Below are 14,871 nucleotides of genomic sequence, written 5' to 3'. Positions count from 1 at the left end.
CGTCTCGACGAAGGGAGGACCGCCGCGTTGCACGCCCGCGGGCGCGACCCCGGACCCCCGCCCTCCCGGCGAGGCCGAGACCACAAAGGACTTCCGTGTTCACGACCTACCTCCTGATCACCCTCGTGGCGGCCGCGGCTTGCCTCTACGCCGCCGCGGTCGACGTCCTCCGCGCCGGGTGGGTCCTCGACAACATGGCGAAGTACGGCGTCCCGCCGTCGTGGTTGTTGCCCCTCGGCGTGCTCAAGGCGGTGGGCGCCGCCGGGCTGCTGGCCGGCTTCGCCGTGCCGGTGCTCGGGATCGCCGCCGCCGTCGGCCTGATCCTGTTCTTCCTCGTTGCGGTCGTCACCGTCACGCGGGCGCACTGGTACTCCCACCTCCTCTACCCCGTGTCGTTCCTCGTGCTGGCCGGCGGCTCGCTGGCGTTGCGCGTGGCCTCGGCCTGAGTACGCCGTCCAGGGGGCACCCGTACCTCACGGTGAGCCGGGGACGAAGCCCGCCGCGGGCAGGACCACCCGGTCCACGATGTCCTCGACCTGGGCGGCCGGCGGGGGCTTGCCGAACATGAGCAGGTGCTGGAACAGCAGGGCGGGCCCGGTCCGCGCCAGGATCGGCACAGCTGCCTCGGCCCGGATCTGCCCGCGGGCTGCCCCGCGGAGCAGGACGTCGAGCACGATCTGCAGCCGGGGCCCGAGCACCTGCTCGCGGACGAGGTCGACCAGCGTGTCGTCGGTGCGGCTGTGCAGCTCGGCGGCGACCGCCTGCATCGCCAGGCGCCCGACGCCCTCGATGAGGCCGTGCATGCGGGTGAAGCAGACCAGCAGGTCCTCGCGCACGTCGCCGGTGTCGGGTCGTTCCTCCAGCGGCGGGAGGGCGTCGGCGACCGCGTCGGCGACCAGTTCACGCTTGCTCGGCCACCGGCGGTACAGCGTCGCCCGCCCGGTCCGGGCGCGCTGGGCGACCCGGTCGATCGTGAGCTGCGCGTAACCGACGGACAGCAGCTCGTCCAGCACCGCGCCGTAGATCGCCTGCTCGAGTTCGTGGCCGCGGCGGCGCGTCGCGCGCCCCGGCGGCGGATCCACATCGGCCATCTCGTGATTCGACCACAAGAGGCGCAGCTTCTACAACCAGAACCAGCCCTGAAGTGCTAGCTTGTAGAAATAAGATACACAGTGTCTCTTGGAGGTCAGTGTGGTGGAACTCCTCTCGGCAGCCGAGCGGACGGAGGTGGTGATCGTGGGGGCCGGGCCGACGGGCCTGACCGCCGCGGTGCGCCTCGCGGAGCTCGGCGTGCCGCACGTGGTGCTGGACAGCGCGCTGGCGCCGACGCGGACGTCCAACGCCGCGCTGGTGCACGCCGCCACGATCGAACTCCTCGCGGCGCTCGGCCTGGGCGAGGAACTGGTGCGCGCCGGTCGCCAGGTGCACCGCATCGGCATGGCCGACCGGGGACGGCCGCTCGTGCGGGTGGGGCTGACCGGGCTGCCGAGCCGTTATCCCTTCGCACTGGGCGTGCCCCAGAGCACGACCGAGCAGCTGCTCCTGCACCGGCTGGCCGAGCTCGGTGGCTCGGTCCGCCGTGGGCACCGCGTCACCTCCGTGCACGGCGAAGGCACCCGGCACGTGGTGACCGGCACCGTGGAGCCGGGCGGCGCGGCCGCCGGGTTCGCGGTCTCCGCTCGCTACGTCATCGGCGCGGACGGGGCGCACAGCACCGTCCGATCGGCCAGTGGCGTCGAGTTCCCCGGTGAGACCTACCCCGCGCAGTTCGTCCTCGCCGACGTCGCGCTGTCGGCCGCCGGCCCCGACGACGAGGCGACGATCAACCTGTCACCGCGCGGCGTGACCGTGATCGGCCGGCTCCCCGGCCCGAACCACCGGGTCATCGCCACGGTCGACCCGGCCGCGGCCCTTCCGGAGGCACCCGACCGGCGGTTCCTGGACGAGCTGCTGGCGCAGCGGGGGATCGCCGCGCGGGCGACCGCCGAACCGGTGTGGTCCTCCCGGTTCCGCGTCCACCACAGGGTCGCGGACCGGTTCCGCGTGGACGGCGTGTTCCTCGCCGGCGACGCCGCGCACGTGCACAGCCCGGCTGCGGGGCAGGGGATGAACACCGGCATCGCCGACGCCTACGACATCGCGACCCGCCTGGGCGCGGTGCTCACCGGCCACGCCGGCGAGCCGGTCCTCGACGGCTACGAACGACAGCGCCGAGCCGCCGCGCTGGAAGTCCTCGCGTTCACCGATCGCCTCACGAAGCTGGCGATGCTCGAGAACCCGCTGGCCCGGCTCGGCCGGCGGGTCGCCGCAGGCACGGTCCTGAGGTTCCCCTGGCCCCTGCAGCGGCGGATCACCCTGTTGGGTCAGCGGCCTGGCCCGCAGTCCGCTGCGACAGGACCTCCCCGCGACCGGCGAACCGTCCTTGCGGTCGTGAGCGGCACCTGACACCCGCCGTCGGCTCTCAGGCTTTCGGTGCCTTGCCGTTCAGCCCTTCGAGGAGCGTGCTCAGGTAGCGGTGGGCGGTCGCTACCAGGTCGCCCGGGTCCCGGCTGTGGACTTGCGCGGCGTAGGCGATGCCGCACATGAGGGAAGTCAGGTCGGCCGCGGACACTTCGGGGCGGACCAGCCCGGCTGCACGGGCCCGGTCCAGCAGCGTGGTGCCCAACGACCTCAGCGCCTCCTTGAGTTCCGTGGTGCGCGGCAGGGCGTCGGTGGGGGCGACGGTGACCGGGGACAGGGACGCGTCGGTGACCTGCGCTTCCACCGTGCGGTAGAGGAAGGTCTCCAACGCCCGCCACGGATCGGGCTCGGTCAGCGCCTGCTCGCCGTGCGCGGTGAGCGCCTCCAGGCACGGCGTGGCGACGGCCTCCAGCAACGTTTCGGCGGTCGGGAAGTGCCGGTACACGGTGCCGACGCCGAGGCCGGCGCGGCGGGCGACGTCGTTGAGCTGCAGCGGTGTGCCCTCGTCGACCAACGCGCGGGCGATCGCGACGATCCGCTCCCGGTTGCGGGCGGCGTCCTTGCGCAGCGGCGTGGGCGTCATGGGAACAGCCTAACCGGATCGTGCATCCGGATCCGTCGGTCGCGCTGAACGCCCCGCCGGCCGGGTCAGGCCGCCGTGAGCGGTGCGTGGCGTTCGCTGAGCCGGCGTACGGCGGCGGCGATCCGGGGGTCGGTCGCCGGGCGGAACGCTGCGACCGGGCGTGCTCGCGGGCCGATGACGACGCCGGTCCGGCCGGCGAGCGCGGGGTCGGTGGCGGCGACGATCGACGGCTGGGCGGCCACCGACGCCGGGCCCGAGGTCGAGCGCCGGAACTTGCGGCGCACGAGCGGCCAGAGCAGACGCAGGCCGGGGGAGACGATCCTGGGGTCGAGCATGTTGCCGGTCATGTCGGTGGCCGCGCCGCCGGGGTCCGCGGCCAGCACGGTGACACCCGTTCCGGCCAGCCGCGCGGCCAGGTCGAGGGTGTAGGCGAGGTGGGCGAGCTTGGCGCGGCCGTACCAGTGGAAGCCGTAGTAGCCCCCGGGCGGCTCGACGGCGTCGAACACCCGCTTCGCGACCCCGACGGCGCCCGAGGTCACGTTCACGACCCTGCTCGGCGCACCGGCCCGCAACGTGGGCAGCAGCAGTTCGGTGAGCAGGTACGGCGAGAGGTGGTTGACGACGAACGACGCCTCGACCCCGTCGTGGGCATGTCGCTCGGCGAACATCGCGCCGACGTTGTTGACCAGCACCGCCAGCGCGTCCCCCGAGCCGGCGTGGTCGGCGGCGATCCGGCCGGCGAGCGAGCGGACTTCGTCCAGGGAGGCCAGGTCCGCGCGGAGGAACCGGGCGGGGTGTGCCGGTCGCGTCGCGTCGATCAGCTCGACCGCGCGTGCGCCCCGGTCGCTGTTGCGGCCCACCACCGTGACCGCGAACCCCGCGGTCGCGAGGCCCAGCGCCGTCTCCAGGCCGATGCCCGCCGTCGCGCCCGTCAGCACAGCTGTGCGTTTCATGTCTCGCGCCTTCCCATTATCCGGATGACCTATCCGGTTATTCGACGATAGCACGTTTCCGGATGAGCTATCCGCTTAGTGTGGGCTTGCGCGTCGCAGCGGACGCTGACCCGCAGACGGCGGCGGGCACCTGGCGTAACCGAGCGGCCACGCGGCAGGATGAAGGGATGGACGTGCTGGGTGGGGGATGTCGGCGGCCGGGGGCAGGCTCGTGGTGAGGCGGCCGAGACGTCCGGTGTCGGTGCGGATCCGGCAGATCTGGGAGTTCGTCACCACCTCCGTGGCGCTGCTGGCCGGCGCCTACCTGATCCTGATCACGATCGAACCGACCCGGCTGGTGCTGGAACGCTACGTGGGCAAGCTCGACCTCTCCGGCTTGGTCGCGCTGGTCGGGGTGATGCTCGAGGTCACCACCATCGCCGTCTACCAGCTGGGGCGTGAGGTGCGGGGCCTGCGACGCCGGCTGGCCGGGGTCGAGCGGGACGCCGTCACGCAGTCGCTGACCGAGGTGCTCGCGCGGCTCCACCACGACGCCGGCGGCCGGCGGCAGCGCCGGCTGGAGGTGCTCGGCCTGACCCTCAACACGACGTGGCCGATCCTGGCCGGCTGGCTCACCTCGCACGATCGGCCGGCCGGCTGGCACGTCACGCTGCTGTGCCTCGATCCCGGCTTCGTCACCGCCTCCGGCGAGCTCCCGGCCGAGTGGGCCGAGGAAGCCCGGCGCAGCATGCTGCGGATCCGGTCGTTCACCGAGCAGGAGGCCGACGACCTGCGCCGTCGCGGGATCACGGTGGAACTGCGTGCGTACGCGTGCGTTCCGGTGGTGCACGGCTTCCGGTTCGGCGACGGCACCGTGTTCGCTTCCTACCTGCAGTGGACCGAACACGGCCGGATCCGGCCGTTCGAGTTCTACGACCGGCTGTCCCCGGACGACACCTCACCGCGCACCGGCCACTACCGCGACCTCTTCGACAGCTGGTACACCCGCGCCGCCGAGGTCCGTGCGATTCCGGTCCGCCTCACCGGCGGGGACGAAGTCCGCGCTTGACCGGGCAATCTCCGGGGCTATCCGGTCGCGGCGTACCGGGCGGCGGTGGTGCGGACGGCCTCGTCGACGACCTGCGCGACGCGTTCGGCGCTCACTTCCCAGCCCGGCACCAGGAGCGTCGGCCAGAAGACGTAGTTGGCGATCATGCCCAGGAACTGGGTCGCCGCGAGGTCCACGTCCTCGATCCGCACCGTTCCCGCCTCGTGCTCGGCCAGGAGGTAGCGGCGCACGGACTCGAAGTACGGCATCTTCCCCCGTGAGAACTGCGCATGGGCCAGCTCGGGGAACCGCGGCAGCTCGGCGATGACGATCCGGAACAGGTCGGTCATCCGGGGCCGGCCCAGCAGCTCGGCGTACCGGCGGCCGATGGTGCCGAGCCCGTCGACGACGTTGCCCGTCGGGGGCGGCCCCTCCTCCTCGGCGGTCGACCACGACTCGGTGACGATGGCGTCGAACAGGGCGGCTTTGGTCGGGAACTGCTTGAACAAGGTGGCCCGCGAAACGCCCGAGCGCTCGGCGATCCGCGCCAGCGACGTCCGGTCGTAGCCCAGCTCGAGGAACAGGGCGGTCGCGGCCGCCACGATCAGCGCGCGCTTCTCCTGGGCGACGCGCTGGTGGTACGTCGGCACGGCCTTGCTCATGAGCCGAGCATACGAGGTGAGTGGCTTGACTCGCCACTGCCGCCGACCTAGTGTCGACGGCATGGTGAGTCGACCGGCTCACCACTGGCACTTCACGGAGGAACATCCGATGCCCCGCTTCGACAACCAGACCGTGCTCGTGACCGGCGGGACCGGCGGCCAGGGTTCGAGTCACGTGCGCGCCTTCCACGCGGAGGGGGCGAACGTGGTGATCGGCGGCACCGACGCCGGACGCGGCGCCGCGCTCGCCGACGAGCTCGGAACCCGCGCTCGGTTCACCCGCCTCGACGTGACCGACGAGAGCTCGTGGCCGGCCGCGGTGCGGGCCGCCGAAAGCGCTTTCGGCGGGTTGAACGTGCTCGTCAACAACGCGGGCGTGCAGAATCCACCGGCGACGATCGAGGACACGGACCCGGCCACGTGGTCGCGCATCCTCGACGTCAACCTCACCGGGACCTTCCTCGGCATCAAGGCCGCCGCCCCCGCTCTGCGCCGCGCCGGCGGCGGAGCCATCGTCAACATCGCCTCGACCATGGGCCTGGGCGGCACGGCGCACTACGCGCCGTACGTCGCCAGCAAGTGGGCCGTGCGAGGACTCAGCCGGACGGCCGCGGTCGAACTCGGCCGCGACCACATCCGGGTGAACACCATCCACCCCGGCGTGATCTCGACGCCGTTCATCCACGAACCGGCGGCCGGCGCGGCCGCGGCGATCGCCGACTTCTACTCACCCGAGCCGTTCGCCGTCCCCCGGCTCGGGGAGCCGGCCGACGTCACCCGGCTTCTCCTGTTCCTGACGTCGTCGGACGCGTCGTTCATCACGGGCTCGGAGTACGTCGTCGACGGTGGGCTCCTCCTCGGCCCCGCCCTGCGGGCCGAGACCGCATGAGCACTTCGGACACGACCGGGCCGGACGACTCCGCGAGGGACACGTCGTTGTCGCACCTGCCCGATCCCATCCGGCGAGCCATCGAGATCACCCCCGCCGCGGGCACCCGAGAGCGGATCATCGACATCACGACGCTGGGACGCCGAACCGGCCGGCTGCGCCGCATCGAGATCTTCTTCTACCGGGCCGCGGGCGCCACCTACCTGTGCAGCGGTGCCGGAGGTGCGGCGACCGGGTGGTACGCGAACCTGCTCGCCCACCCCGGCTTCACCTTCCACCTCAAGAACGGGATCCGCGCGGATCTGCCCGCACGGGCCACGCCGGTCACCGACCCGGCCGAACGCCGGGCCGTGCTGGCGGAGATCGTCGCGGATCTCAACCAGCCCCACGATCCCGGCACCATCCGGCCGACCCGGCTCGAAGACTGGGCGGACAGCCGGCTGATGCGCGTCACCTTCCGCCGGCCCTGAGCCGGGTCAGGGGAGCTGCTTGTTGGAGTAGTAGGGCTGCTCGAACGGCAACTCGGTCATCCACTGCTGCAACGCGCGGTACAGCTTCCCGTAGTACCCCTTCTCGTAAGCGTCCGGGGTGACCCACCAGCTGACGTCCACGTCGTACCCGAGCAGCTCCTCGGTCAGCTTCGTCCGCCGCCCCATCGGGTAGAGGTAACAACACCCGAGGTACCGGTGGTCCGAATCCCAGACGCAGTAGGCGAACGACCCCATGTCCCGGAACTCGCACTCGTGCCACACGAGGTCGACGTAGTTGAACTCCTCGGTGACCGCCTCGGTGGGCCACGTCCCGCCCCGGGTCCGGCGGATGAGATCCAGGCTGGCGTTGATCCCGCGCACGTCCTCGGCCAGGTCCGCGCGGGTGATCGCCCGGATCTCGACGTCCTCGAAGCTCAGCTTGGCCGGCACGGACCCGTCCGGTACGGCGAAAACCTTGACGAACTGGCTGTAGTCCAAGACACGCTCCTTCAGGGCAGGTCGATCGGGATCTCGAGCCCATCATGCGCGTGCGCACACCGGCAGTCCTCCTGCGCACCCAAGGAAGCGACGGTCCGCAACACGAGTTCCCGCAGCCGGGAGATGTTCTCCGAGAACACCCGGAACACCGATTCCTGCTCCACCGCGCTTTCCTCGTCGAGCCCGGCGTCCAGGTCCGTCACCAGCGCGATGGACGTGTAGCACATGGCCAGTTCGCGGGCCAGTGCCGCCTCGGGCAGCCCGGTCATGTTGATCAGCGACCACTCCTGCCGAGCGTAGTGGACCGACTCCGCGCGGGTGGAGAACCGCGGCCCGTTGATCACCACCATGGTTCCGCCGTCGACGACGGCCTGGTCCAGCTCCGCAGCCGTCTTCACCACGGCCGCACGTCCATCGGGGCAGTACGGGTCGGCGAACCCGACGTGCACCGCGCCGGTGTCGAAGTACGTCGAGACGCGCCCGGAAGTCCGGTCGACCACCTGGTCCGGCACGACGAAAGTCCCCGGGCCGAGCGAGGCCCGGAGCGACCCGACGGCACAGGGCGCGAGCACCTGCCGCACCCCGAGCGAGCGCAACGCCCACAGGTTGGCCCGGTAGTTGATCACGTGCGCCGGATGCCGGTGGCCGCGGCCGTGCCGCGGCAGGAACACCACCTCACGGCCGCCGACCGCCCCGCGCACCAGCGAGTCGGACGGCTCCCCGTACGGCGTCGAGACGTCGACGAAGGAGGCGTCCTCCAGCAGCTCGTACAGCCCGCTGCCCCCGATCACCCCGACTGGCGAGTTGCCCATCACGCCGCTCCTTCCCGATGTGTGCCGGCGGCGAACCCGGCCAACCGGCCGGCCGCGGTGGCGATCACCGCGGGACTCTTGCAGAACGCGAAGCGAACGAGTTCCCGCCCGCCCGCCGGATCGGCGTAGAACGCCCCGCTGGGGATGGCGACCACCCCGGCCAGGGTGGCCAGGTCATGGCACAGCGCCGTGCCGTCGCCGTAACCGACCGACCGGGCGTCCACCTGCAGGAAGTACGTCCCCTGGCACGCGAAGGACCGCCAGCCGGCCGAGGTGAGGGTGTCCCGGAGCGTGTCGCGGGCGGCGGTCAGCCGGGCACGCAGGCCGGCCAGCCACCGGTGCCGCTCGGGCAGCACGGCCGCGACGGCGTGCTGGAACGGCGTGCCACCGGCGAACGTGAGGTACTGCTTCACCGTCCGCACGGCCGCGATCACGGGCGCCGGCCCGCAGACCCAGCCGATCTTCCAGCCGGTGGCGTTGAAGGTCTTGCCGGCGGAGGAGATCGTGAGTGTCCGTGACGCCATCCCGGGCAGCGAGGCCAGTGGCACGTGCCGGACCCCGTCGAAGACCAGGTGCTCGTAGACCTCGTCGGTGATGGCGTACAGGTCGTGCCGCTCGCAGATCCCGGCGATGACCGCCAGCTCGGCGGCCGACAGCACCGTTCCGGTCGGGTTGTGCGGGGTGTTCACCAGGAACGCCCGTGTCCGCGGCGTCACCGCCGCCGCCAGCTCGTCGGGGTCGAACGTGAACCGGTCGCCGACCGGGCGCAGCCGCACGGTCCGGCGGACGGCGCCGGCGAGCGCGATGGCCGCGCCGTAGGAGTCGTAGTACGGCTCGAACACCAGCACCTCGTCACCGGCCGGGACCAGCGCGGCGATGGTGGCGGCGATCGCCTCGGTCGCGCCCGCGGTCACGAGGATCTCGGTGTCGGGGTCGTACGGCGTGCCGTAGTCGGCGGCACGCTGCTCGGCGATGGCGGTGCGCAGCGCGGGCACGCCGGGCAGCGGCGGGTACTGGTTGTGCCCGGAGAGCACCGCGTCCGCGGCGGCGGAGAGCAGCTCCGGCGGCCCGTCGCTGTCCGGGAACCCCTGGCCGAGGTTGAGCGCGCCGGTGCGGTCGGCGAGCGCGGTCATTTCGGCGAAGATCGTGCTGCGGAACGCGGCGAACTTCCCGACGAGCGGGTCCTCGCTGATCATGACGCCACCTCCCGTGCGGTGCCGAACCCGGTGAAGTCGGCGATCGCCCGGTGCGGGCCGAAGTCGGTGGTGCAGCCCGGCCGGCGCACGCCGGTGGTCTCCCAGCCCGCGGCCTCGGCGGCGTCCAGCTCGGCCCGGCTGTCGGACAGGAAGAGGACCTCGCGGGCCGGTGCGCCGAGCACCCGCCCGATCCGTTCGTAGGAAAGGGGATCGCGCTTCGGCCCGCCGGTCAGCGTGTCGAAGTGGCCGGCCAGGTAACCGCCGAGATCCCCGTGGTCGCTGCGGGAGAACCACAGCCGCTGGGCGAGCACCGAGCCGGAGGAGTAGATCCAGCACCGGGTCCCACGCCGGCGCCATTCGGCCAGCGCGGGCGGCACGTCCGGGTACACCACGCCGCACAGCTCGCCGGCGAGGAAACCCCGTTCCCAGACGAGCCCGTGCAGTGTCTTGAGCGGACTGTGCTTCGCGTTGCCGTCGTGCCACTCGAGCAGGGTCCGCACCACGTCGTCGAGGCCGGCCTGCCCGCCGAGCACCGCCCGCACCCCGTCGACGACGGCCTGCGTGCCGGGCCGGTCCTGGCGCACCCAGTCCTCGAGACGCTCGCGCGCGTAGGGGAACAGCACGTCGTGCACGGCCGACAGCGGGCTGACCGTGCCCTCGATGTCGAGGACGACCGCCAGGGTCACGAGCGCGGTTCCGGTGCGACGAGCTCTTCGAGCGTCGGCATCTCGGCGGAGATCGAGGTGCCGGTGAAGCCCGCGACCCAGCCGTCCTCCTCCTGGAAGAACCGGATGGCGCAGAAGTACGGCTTGGCGCCCATGTCGAACCAGTGCGTCGTGCCGGCCGGCACGGACACCAGGTCGCCGGCGGTGCAGACCACGGCGTACACCTTGCCGGCGAGGTGCAGGTAGAAACAACCGCTGCCCTCGACGAAGAACCGCACCTCGTCCTCGTCGTGCGTGTGCTCGTCGAGGAACTTCGTCCTGGCCGCCTCGGCCTTGGCCGGCCACTCCGGGTCGGCGTCGTCCGGCACCATCCGCACGACGTCGACGAGCGGGTACGGACCTTCCGCCGACACCCGCTCCACTTCGGACGCGTAGGCGGCGAGCACCTCCGCCTGCCCGGCGTCGCCGGCGAGCGGCACGGTCGGCCACCGCTCGAGCCGGATGCCGTGCGGGGCGAGCTCCGCGGCGATCTCGGTGACGTCCTCGGTGCGCACCAGCACGTTCGCGGCGTCGTCCGCCGGCATGACCTGGAGCAGGGTCATCGTGTTCTCCTCTTCACGGGGTGGCCCGGTCGACCAGCAACGTCAGCCGGCACAACGCTTCCAGGCACTCCATGCGGTTGCGGGCGGTGTCCAGCGTCGGCCCCCACGTGGTCGCACCGTGGTTGCCGATGAGCATGACGGGCGGCGCGTCGGCCGTGAGCCGTTTGGTGACGTCGTCGGCGATGGCGGGTACGTGCGCGTGGTTCTCGAACACCGGAACGACCACCTTGGCCGGATCGGCCAGCCCGAGCCCCTTGATGATCTCGAAGTCGGTGAACGTCACGGTGCCGGCGCCACGCCGTGCGGCCAGGATCGCGATCGCGGTGGCGTAGGGCGGGTGCGCGTGCACGACGGCGTGCGAGCCGGGCGACAACCGGTACAGCGCCGTGTGGATCGTGGTCTCGGCGGACGGGCGCGGCGCGCCTTCGCGCACCGGCCGCGAGTCGGCGATGCCGACCTCGACCACGTCGGCCGCGGTGATCTTGCCCTTGCTGACGCCGCTCGCGGTGATCAACGCGCGGTCACCGGGCAGCCGGACCGACAGGTTCCCGGCGGTCCCTTCCAGCCAGCCGCGGGCGTAGAGTGCGGCCGCGGTCTCGGCGAGCTCCGCGCCGCTCACGACGCCCGCTCCTCGATCGTCCCGCTGGGACGGAACAGCCCGGACTCGGTGACCACGGCGGTCACCAGCTCGGCCGGTGTGACGTCGAACGCGGGGTTGAACACCCCGGTGCCCGGCGGGGCGACCTCGACGCCGCCGAACGCGGTGACCTCGGCCGCGGAGCGCTCCTCGATGACGATGTCCGCGCCGCTCCGCAACGTCGTGTCCAGAGTGGACTCCGGGGCGACGACCACGAACGGCACCCCGGCCCGCGCCGCGGCCAGCGCCAGCGAGTAGGTGCCGATCTTGTTGGCGACATCGCCGTTGGCGCACACCCGGTCGGCGCCGACCAGCACGCAGTCGACCATGCCGGCGGCCAGCGCGGCCGGCCCGGCGGAGTCGACCAGCATCCGGTGCGGGATGCCCGCCTCGGCCAGCTCCCACGCCGTGAGCCGCGCGCCCTGCAGCAGCGGCCGGGTCTCGCCGAACAGCACCTCGCTCACGTGTCCTTCGCCGGCCAGCAGGCGGATGGCGCCCAGCGCGGTGCCCCAGGCGACCGTGGCCAGCCGGCCGGTGTTGCAGTGGGTCAGCAGCCGCAGCGGCTCCGGCCCGCACAACCGCCGCACGAGGTTCGCGGCCTCGCCCGCCGCGGCACGGTTGCGGTCCTCGTCCTCGACGAGGATGGCGCTCGCCTCGGCGAGCACGGCGTCCGCGCCGCCGCCGAGCTTGTCGACGACCCGGCGCACCGCCCAGCTCAGGTTGACCGCGGTCGGCCGGGCATCGGCGATCCGCCGCGCCTCGGACCGGACCGCGAGCTCGTCGCAGACGCCGTCGCGGGTGTGCGCACGGGCGGAGAGCGCCACGGCGAGGGCGCCGGCGACGCCGATGGCGGGCGCGCCCCGGATCGCCAGGCGCTGGATCGCGTCGATCACCTCGTCCACAGTGGATAGTCGCAGCATCCGGTACTCGTGCGGCAGCGCGCACTGGTCGACAGCCTCGATGGCGCCGTCCTGCCAGGCGATGGAGCGCGTCATGCGCCCAGCGTCGCAGGCCGCCGATCTTCCGGGCATCTTCATTCGTGCCAGTCGTCCTCGCTTCTCGGAGAATGCGCTCCTGGTGTCCGGCCCTCGTCCGGGATGCCGTGCGGGCCTACCGTCTCAGTGAAGAATGTCCGCCGCACGGAGGAGCTTCGATGACGCTCGCCCGCAACCCCGAGGCCCAGCCTCATCCGCCCACGGTGTTCGACACCGAAGAGTGGCGGGACGCGTGGACGCGGGCGACCATCGAGCGGCAGCGCGTGCTCGACCCCGGCCGCGCGCCGCGTTACCTGCTCGAACACTCCCCGTTCTGGCAGGGCTACGAGGACGAAACCGAAAGCGGGCCGGTGTTCGACCGCCCGGTCCTCACGATCGGCTCGGTCTACTCGGTCTACGGCCCCGCGTACCTGGCCGGCGACAGCGCCGCCGTGGCGACCCTGGTCGACGACGCCCGCGCGCAGGCACGCGACCTGGGCGCGGCCGGCGTGCTGGTGTTCAACCTGCCGCCCGAGCCGGCCCGCCAGTGGGCCGCTGTCCGCCCGCCGGACGTCTTCGCGCGGCTGGACACCGCGTACTACAAGAACCCGGGCAGCGGCCCGGACCCGGTGATGGGCGAGGTGCCGCGCCGGAAGCGCACCGACTGGCGCCGCCGCTGGCGCCGGGCCACGGAGAAGAACGTCAAGCTGGTCGAGGAGACCGGCGCCGCCGCGATCGCGCACATCGACCGGGTGCTCGAGCTGTGCAACGGCTCGGCGGTCAAGCACGGCTGGCCGGGGCTGTACGACGCCCCGACGCTGGCGGCCGTGCTGGCCACGCCCTACGCCAGCGTGATCCGCGCCGAGTGGGAGGGCGCGACGATCGGCGCGTTCGTCGCGCTGGAGCACGACCGCCGGCTGTACCTGTGGGCCGGCGGCACGGACCCGTCGGTGTACGGCGAGGTCAGCGCGTACCCGTTCATGTTGTACGAGATCCTCGCGCAGGGCGTCGACCGCGGCTGGGACATCGTCGAGTTCGGCCGGGGCAACGACCGGTTCAAGAAGCAGCACGGCTTCGGCGGCCTCCACCTGTGGGGCCTGTGGTACTCGGCCGAGCCGGGCGACGTCGAGGTCTACGGCCCACGGCTGACGGCGGTGCACGACGGCCTGGTCACCGTGGCCGGTTACGAAGGGCTGGCGCAGCGGCCGTGACCACCCCACGGCAGTCCGGGATCGCGGCCCTGCTGCTGTCCGCGGCGATGATGAACGTCGCGTACACGATGCTGGTGCCGCTGGTGCCCGAACTGACCGGCCGGTTCGGGATGTCGCCGCTGGAGGTCGCCGCGGCCTTCAGCGGGTTCGCGCTGGCCAAGGCGCTGGCGCAGCCCGTCGGCGGCATCCTGGTCGACCGCACGTCCCGGCCGCAGTTCATCGGTTTCATCGGCTTGACCCTGACGGCCGTGACGGTGGTCGGCCTGGCCTTCGCCACCGCGGGCTGGCAGGTGCTGAGCTGGCGGCTCGCGTGGGGCGTGGCCGAGGGCATCACGATGCCGGTGCTGTACCAGCTGGCCAGCTCACTGGGCGCCCGTTCGCGGTTCGGCACGGCCCGGGTCATGGGCTGGTTCGGCGGCTGCTGCACAGCCGGCATGGTGCTGGGGCCCGCGGTCGTCGGCCTGCTGCACCCGTTCCTGGGCTTCACGGGCGTCTTCCTGGCCGGCGCGGCGGTGACCTTGACCGGTGGCGCGCTGCTGCTGGGTCTGCGGGTCGCCCCGGAGCCCGACGTGGCTTCGCCGCCACCGGTACCGGCAGGCCGCGGCCGCGCCGTGCGGACGCTGGTGGCGCTGGTCGGCCTGTTCGCGGTCGTCGACCTGGTCAACAACGCGTTGTTCGCGGCCCTCGAGCCGGTGGTTCCCCTGCACCTCGAGGTCGTGACGGGCAACGGCGTCGCTTACACGTCGGTGATCTACACCGCCGGGCTGGCGGTGTTCATGACCGTGGCCATGACGTGCGCCCGGTTCGTGGAATCCCGGCCGCTGCTGGTGATCTCGGCGTACGCGTTCGGCGCCGAGGCGATCGGGCTGACCGCGGTCGGGTTGTCCGACGGCGTGGTGGCGATGTGCGCCGGGCTGCTGCTGTTCATGACGGCCCAGCCCGTGCTGTACCTGGTGGCCCGGCAGGGCGTGAACCTCGTGCCGAAGCACCAGCTCGGACGCGCGTTCGGCGCCTTCGGCCTGGTGTCCGACATCGGGTTCATCCTCGGGCCGCTGCTGGGCGCCGTCGCGTACGCCGGCCTCGGCACGCCCGCGTTCCTCATCATGGCCGTGGTCGCGGCTGTCTCGGCCGTGGGCGTCGCCCTGCTGCGCACTTTGCCGAGCAGGCTTCTCACCACCCGCGAGCCCGTCGACGCCTGATCGCCCTGGGAACGGCACTCCTGAAACGGTGAT

The 14,871-nt window shown here is 72.4% G+C and carries 18 protein-coding genes; 7 read left to right on the top strand and 11 right to left on the bottom strand.

Features of this window, described 5'->3' with window-relative positions:
• Positions 1-95 precede the first annotated feature (95 nt).
• Positions 96-446, top strand: a complete 351-nt coding sequence (locus ACLJPY_RS01560) for a DoxX family protein (RefSeq protein ID WP_410586151.1) — start codon at positions 96-98, stop codon at positions 444-446.
• 27 nt (positions 447-473) lie between these two features.
• On the opposite strand, the gene ACLJPY_RS01555 is transcribed toward ACLJPY_RS01560, so the two are convergent.
• Positions 474-1,091 carry a TetR/AcrR family transcriptional regulator gene (locus ACLJPY_RS01555; protein WP_410586150.1) on the bottom strand — a complete coding sequence of 206 codons (618 nt, stop codon included), beginning with the start codon at positions 1,089-1,091 and terminating at the stop codon, positions 474-476.
• Between the two features lie 88 nt (positions 1,092-1,179).
• On the opposite strand from ACLJPY_RS01555, the gene ACLJPY_RS01550 reads away from it, so the two are divergent.
• Entirely contained in the window at positions 1,180-2,445 is a 1,266-nt protein-coding gene (locus tag ACLJPY_RS01550) for an FAD-dependent monooxygenase (protein ID WP_410586149.1), read from the top strand.
• Between the two features lie 16 nt (positions 2,446-2,461).
• Here ACLJPY_RS01550 and ACLJPY_RS01545 read toward each other — a convergent pair whose 3' ends face one another.
• Together ACLJPY_RS01545 and ACLJPY_RS01540 are read right to left on the bottom strand one after the other, a co-directional pair.
• A complete protein-coding gene (locus tag ACLJPY_RS01545) occupies positions 2,462-3,043 on the bottom strand; it encodes a TetR/AcrR family transcriptional regulator (RefSeq protein ID WP_410586148.1) in 582 nt (193 codons plus the stop codon).
• Between the two features lie 65 nt (positions 3,044-3,108).
• Positions 3,109-3,996 carry an SDR family NAD(P)-dependent oxidoreductase gene (locus ACLJPY_RS01540; protein ID WP_410586147.1) on the bottom strand — a complete coding sequence of 296 codons (888 nt, stop codon included), beginning with the start codon at positions 3,994-3,996 and terminating at the stop codon, positions 3,109-3,111.
• 235 nt (positions 3,997-4,231) lie between these two features.
• On the opposite strand from ACLJPY_RS01540, the gene ACLJPY_RS01535 reads away from it, so the two are divergent.
• Positions 4,232-5,044, top strand: a complete 813-nt coding sequence (locus ACLJPY_RS01535; protein WP_410586146.1) for a hypothetical protein — start codon at positions 4,232-4,234, stop codon at positions 5,042-5,044.
• 17 nt (positions 5,045-5,061) lie between these two features.
• On the opposite strand, the gene ACLJPY_RS01530 is transcribed toward ACLJPY_RS01535, so the two are convergent.
• Positions 5,062-5,685 (bottom strand): TetR/AcrR family transcriptional regulator, encoded by a 624-nt coding sequence (locus ACLJPY_RS01530; RefSeq protein WP_410586145.1) that lies wholly within the window; start codon positions 5,683-5,685, stop codon positions 5,062-5,064.
• A 109-nt stretch (positions 5,686-5,794) separates the two neighbouring features.
• Between ACLJPY_RS01530 and ACLJPY_RS01525 the strand changes: the two genes are divergently transcribed.
• Positions 5,795-6,574: a glucose 1-dehydrogenase gene (locus ACLJPY_RS01525; protein ID WP_410586144.1), complete on the top strand. Its 780-nt coding sequence runs from the start codon at positions 5,795-5,797 to the stop codon at positions 6,572-6,574.
• Positions 6,571-7,044 carry a nitroreductase/quinone reductase family protein gene (locus tag ACLJPY_RS01520; protein ID WP_410586143.1) on the top strand — a complete coding sequence of 158 codons (474 nt, stop codon included), beginning with the start codon at positions 6,571-6,573 and terminating at the stop codon, positions 7,042-7,044. Before ACLJPY_RS01525 ends, ACLJPY_RS01520 begins: the two co-directional genes overlap by 4 nt.
• Before the next feature lie 6 nt (positions 7,045-7,050).
• On the opposite strand, the gene ACLJPY_RS01515 is transcribed toward ACLJPY_RS01520, so the two are convergent.
• From ACLJPY_RS01515 to mtnA, 7 genes are read right to left on the bottom strand one after another with little or no spacing between them, the layout of a single operon-like run.
• On the bottom strand, positions 7,051-7,542 hold the full coding sequence (locus ACLJPY_RS01515) for a GNAT family N-acetyltransferase (protein ID WP_410586142.1): 492 nt from the start codon (positions 7,540-7,542) through the stop codon (positions 7,051-7,053).
• A gap of 11 nt (positions 7,543-7,553) precedes the next feature.
• Positions 7,554-8,354 carry an S-methyl-5'-thioadenosine phosphorylase gene (locus ACLJPY_RS01510; RefSeq protein ID WP_410586141.1) on the bottom strand — a complete coding sequence of 267 codons (801 nt, stop codon included), beginning with the start codon at positions 8,352-8,354 and terminating at the stop codon, positions 7,554-7,556.
• Positions 8,354-9,550 (bottom strand): pyridoxal phosphate-dependent aminotransferase, encoded by a 1,197-nt coding sequence (locus ACLJPY_RS01505; protein WP_410586140.1) that lies wholly within the window; start codon positions 9,548-9,550, stop codon positions 8,354-8,356. The genes ACLJPY_RS01510 and ACLJPY_RS01505 overlap by 1 nt, the downstream gene beginning before the upstream one ends.
• Positions 9,547-10,236: an acireductone synthase gene (mtnC, locus tag ACLJPY_RS01500; RefSeq protein WP_410586139.1), complete on the bottom strand. Its 690-nt coding sequence runs from the start codon at positions 10,234-10,236 to the stop codon at positions 9,547-9,549. The genes ACLJPY_RS01505 and mtnC overlap by 4 nt, the downstream gene beginning before the upstream one ends.
• Positions 10,233-10,817 (bottom strand): 1,2-dihydroxy-3-keto-5-methylthiopentene dioxygenase, encoded by a 585-nt coding sequence (locus ACLJPY_RS01495; protein WP_410586138.1) that lies wholly within the window; start codon positions 10,815-10,817, stop codon positions 10,233-10,235. The genes mtnC and ACLJPY_RS01495 overlap by 4 nt, the downstream gene beginning before the upstream one ends.
• A gap of 13 nt (positions 10,818-10,830) precedes the next feature.
• The gene (mtnB, locus tag ACLJPY_RS01490) at positions 10,831-11,436 is read right to left on the bottom strand and encodes a methylthioribulose 1-phosphate dehydratase (protein ID WP_410586137.1); all 606 of its coding nucleotides are present in this window, start codon (positions 11,434-11,436) and stop codon (positions 10,831-10,833) included.
• Complete coding sequence (gene mtnA, locus ACLJPY_RS01485) at positions 11,433-12,449, bottom strand: S-methyl-5-thioribose-1-phosphate isomerase (RefSeq protein ID WP_410586136.1); 1,017 nt, start codon at positions 12,447-12,449, stop codon at positions 11,433-11,435. Before mtnA ends, mtnB begins: the two co-directional genes overlap by 4 nt.
• A gap of 158 nt (positions 12,450-12,607) precedes the next feature.
• Between mtnA and ACLJPY_RS01480 the strand changes: the two genes are divergently transcribed.
• Together ACLJPY_RS01480 and ACLJPY_RS01475 are read left to right on the top strand one after the other, a co-directional pair.
• Positions 12,608-13,639 (top strand): GNAT family N-acetyltransferase, encoded by a 1,032-nt coding sequence (locus ACLJPY_RS01480; RefSeq protein WP_410586135.1) that lies wholly within the window; start codon positions 12,608-12,610, stop codon positions 13,637-13,639.
• A complete protein-coding gene (locus ACLJPY_RS01475) occupies positions 13,636-14,838 on the top strand; it encodes an MFS transporter (RefSeq protein WP_410586134.1) in 1,203 nt (400 codons plus the stop codon). Before ACLJPY_RS01480 ends, ACLJPY_RS01475 begins: the two co-directional genes overlap by 4 nt.
• The last annotated feature ends 33 nt before the right edge of the window (positions 14,839-14,871 follow it).

The organism is Amycolatopsis sp. lyj-23, assembly GCF_046549135.1.
Classification (GTDB): Bacteria; Actinomycetota; Actinomycetes; order Mycobacteriales; family Pseudonocardiaceae; genus Amycolatopsis.
The sequence above is the reverse complement of the archived record's forward strand: the minus strand, read 5'-3'. Positions and strand labels throughout refer to the sequence as shown.

What these genes read in the sequence shown, in the direction of transcription:
- ACLJPY_RS01555 (WP_410586150.1), bottom strand. Translation starts at nt 1,091, where the DNA reads ATGGCCGATGTGGATCCGCCGCCGGGGCGCGCGACGCGCCGCCGCGGC.
- ACLJPY_RS01545 (WP_410586148.1), bottom strand. Translation starts at nt 3,043, where the DNA reads ATGACGCCCACGCCGCTGCGCAAGGACGCCGCCCGCAACCGGGAGCGG.
- ACLJPY_RS01540 (WP_410586147.1), bottom strand. Translation starts at nt 3,996, where the DNA reads ATGAAACGCACAGCTGTGCTGACGGGCGCGACGGCGGGCATCGGCCTG.
- ACLJPY_RS01530 (WP_410586145.1), bottom strand. Translation starts at nt 5,685, where the DNA reads ATGAGCAAGGCCGTGCCGACGTACCACCAGCGCGTCGCCCAGGAGAAG.
- ACLJPY_RS01525 (WP_410586144.1), top strand. Translation starts at nt 5,795, where the DNA reads ATGCCCCGCTTCGACAACCAGACCGTGCTCGTGACCGGCGGGACCGGC.
- ACLJPY_RS01520 (WP_410586143.1), top strand. Translation starts at nt 6,571, where the DNA reads ATGAGCACTTCGGACACGACCGGGCCGGACGACTCCGCGAGGGACACG.
- ACLJPY_RS01510 (WP_410586141.1), bottom strand. Translation starts at nt 8,354, where the DNA reads ATGGGCAACTCGCCAGTCGGGGTGATCGGGGGCAGCGGGCTGTACGAG.
- ACLJPY_RS01505 (WP_410586140.1), bottom strand. Translation starts at nt 9,550, where the DNA reads ATGATCAGCGAGGACCCGCTCGTCGGGAAGTTCGCCGCGTTCCGCAGC.
- ACLJPY_RS01495 (WP_410586138.1), bottom strand. Translation starts at nt 10,817, where the DNA reads ATGACCCTGCTCCAGGTCATGCCGGCGGACGACGCCGCGAACGTGCTG.
- mtnA (WP_410586136.1), bottom strand. Translation starts at nt 12,449, where the DNA reads ATGACGCGCTCCATCGCCTGGCAGGACGGCGCCATCGAGGCTGTCGAC.
- ACLJPY_RS01480 (WP_410586135.1), top strand. Translation starts at nt 12,608, where the DNA reads ATGACGCTCGCCCGCAACCCCGAGGCCCAGCCTCATCCGCCCACGGTG.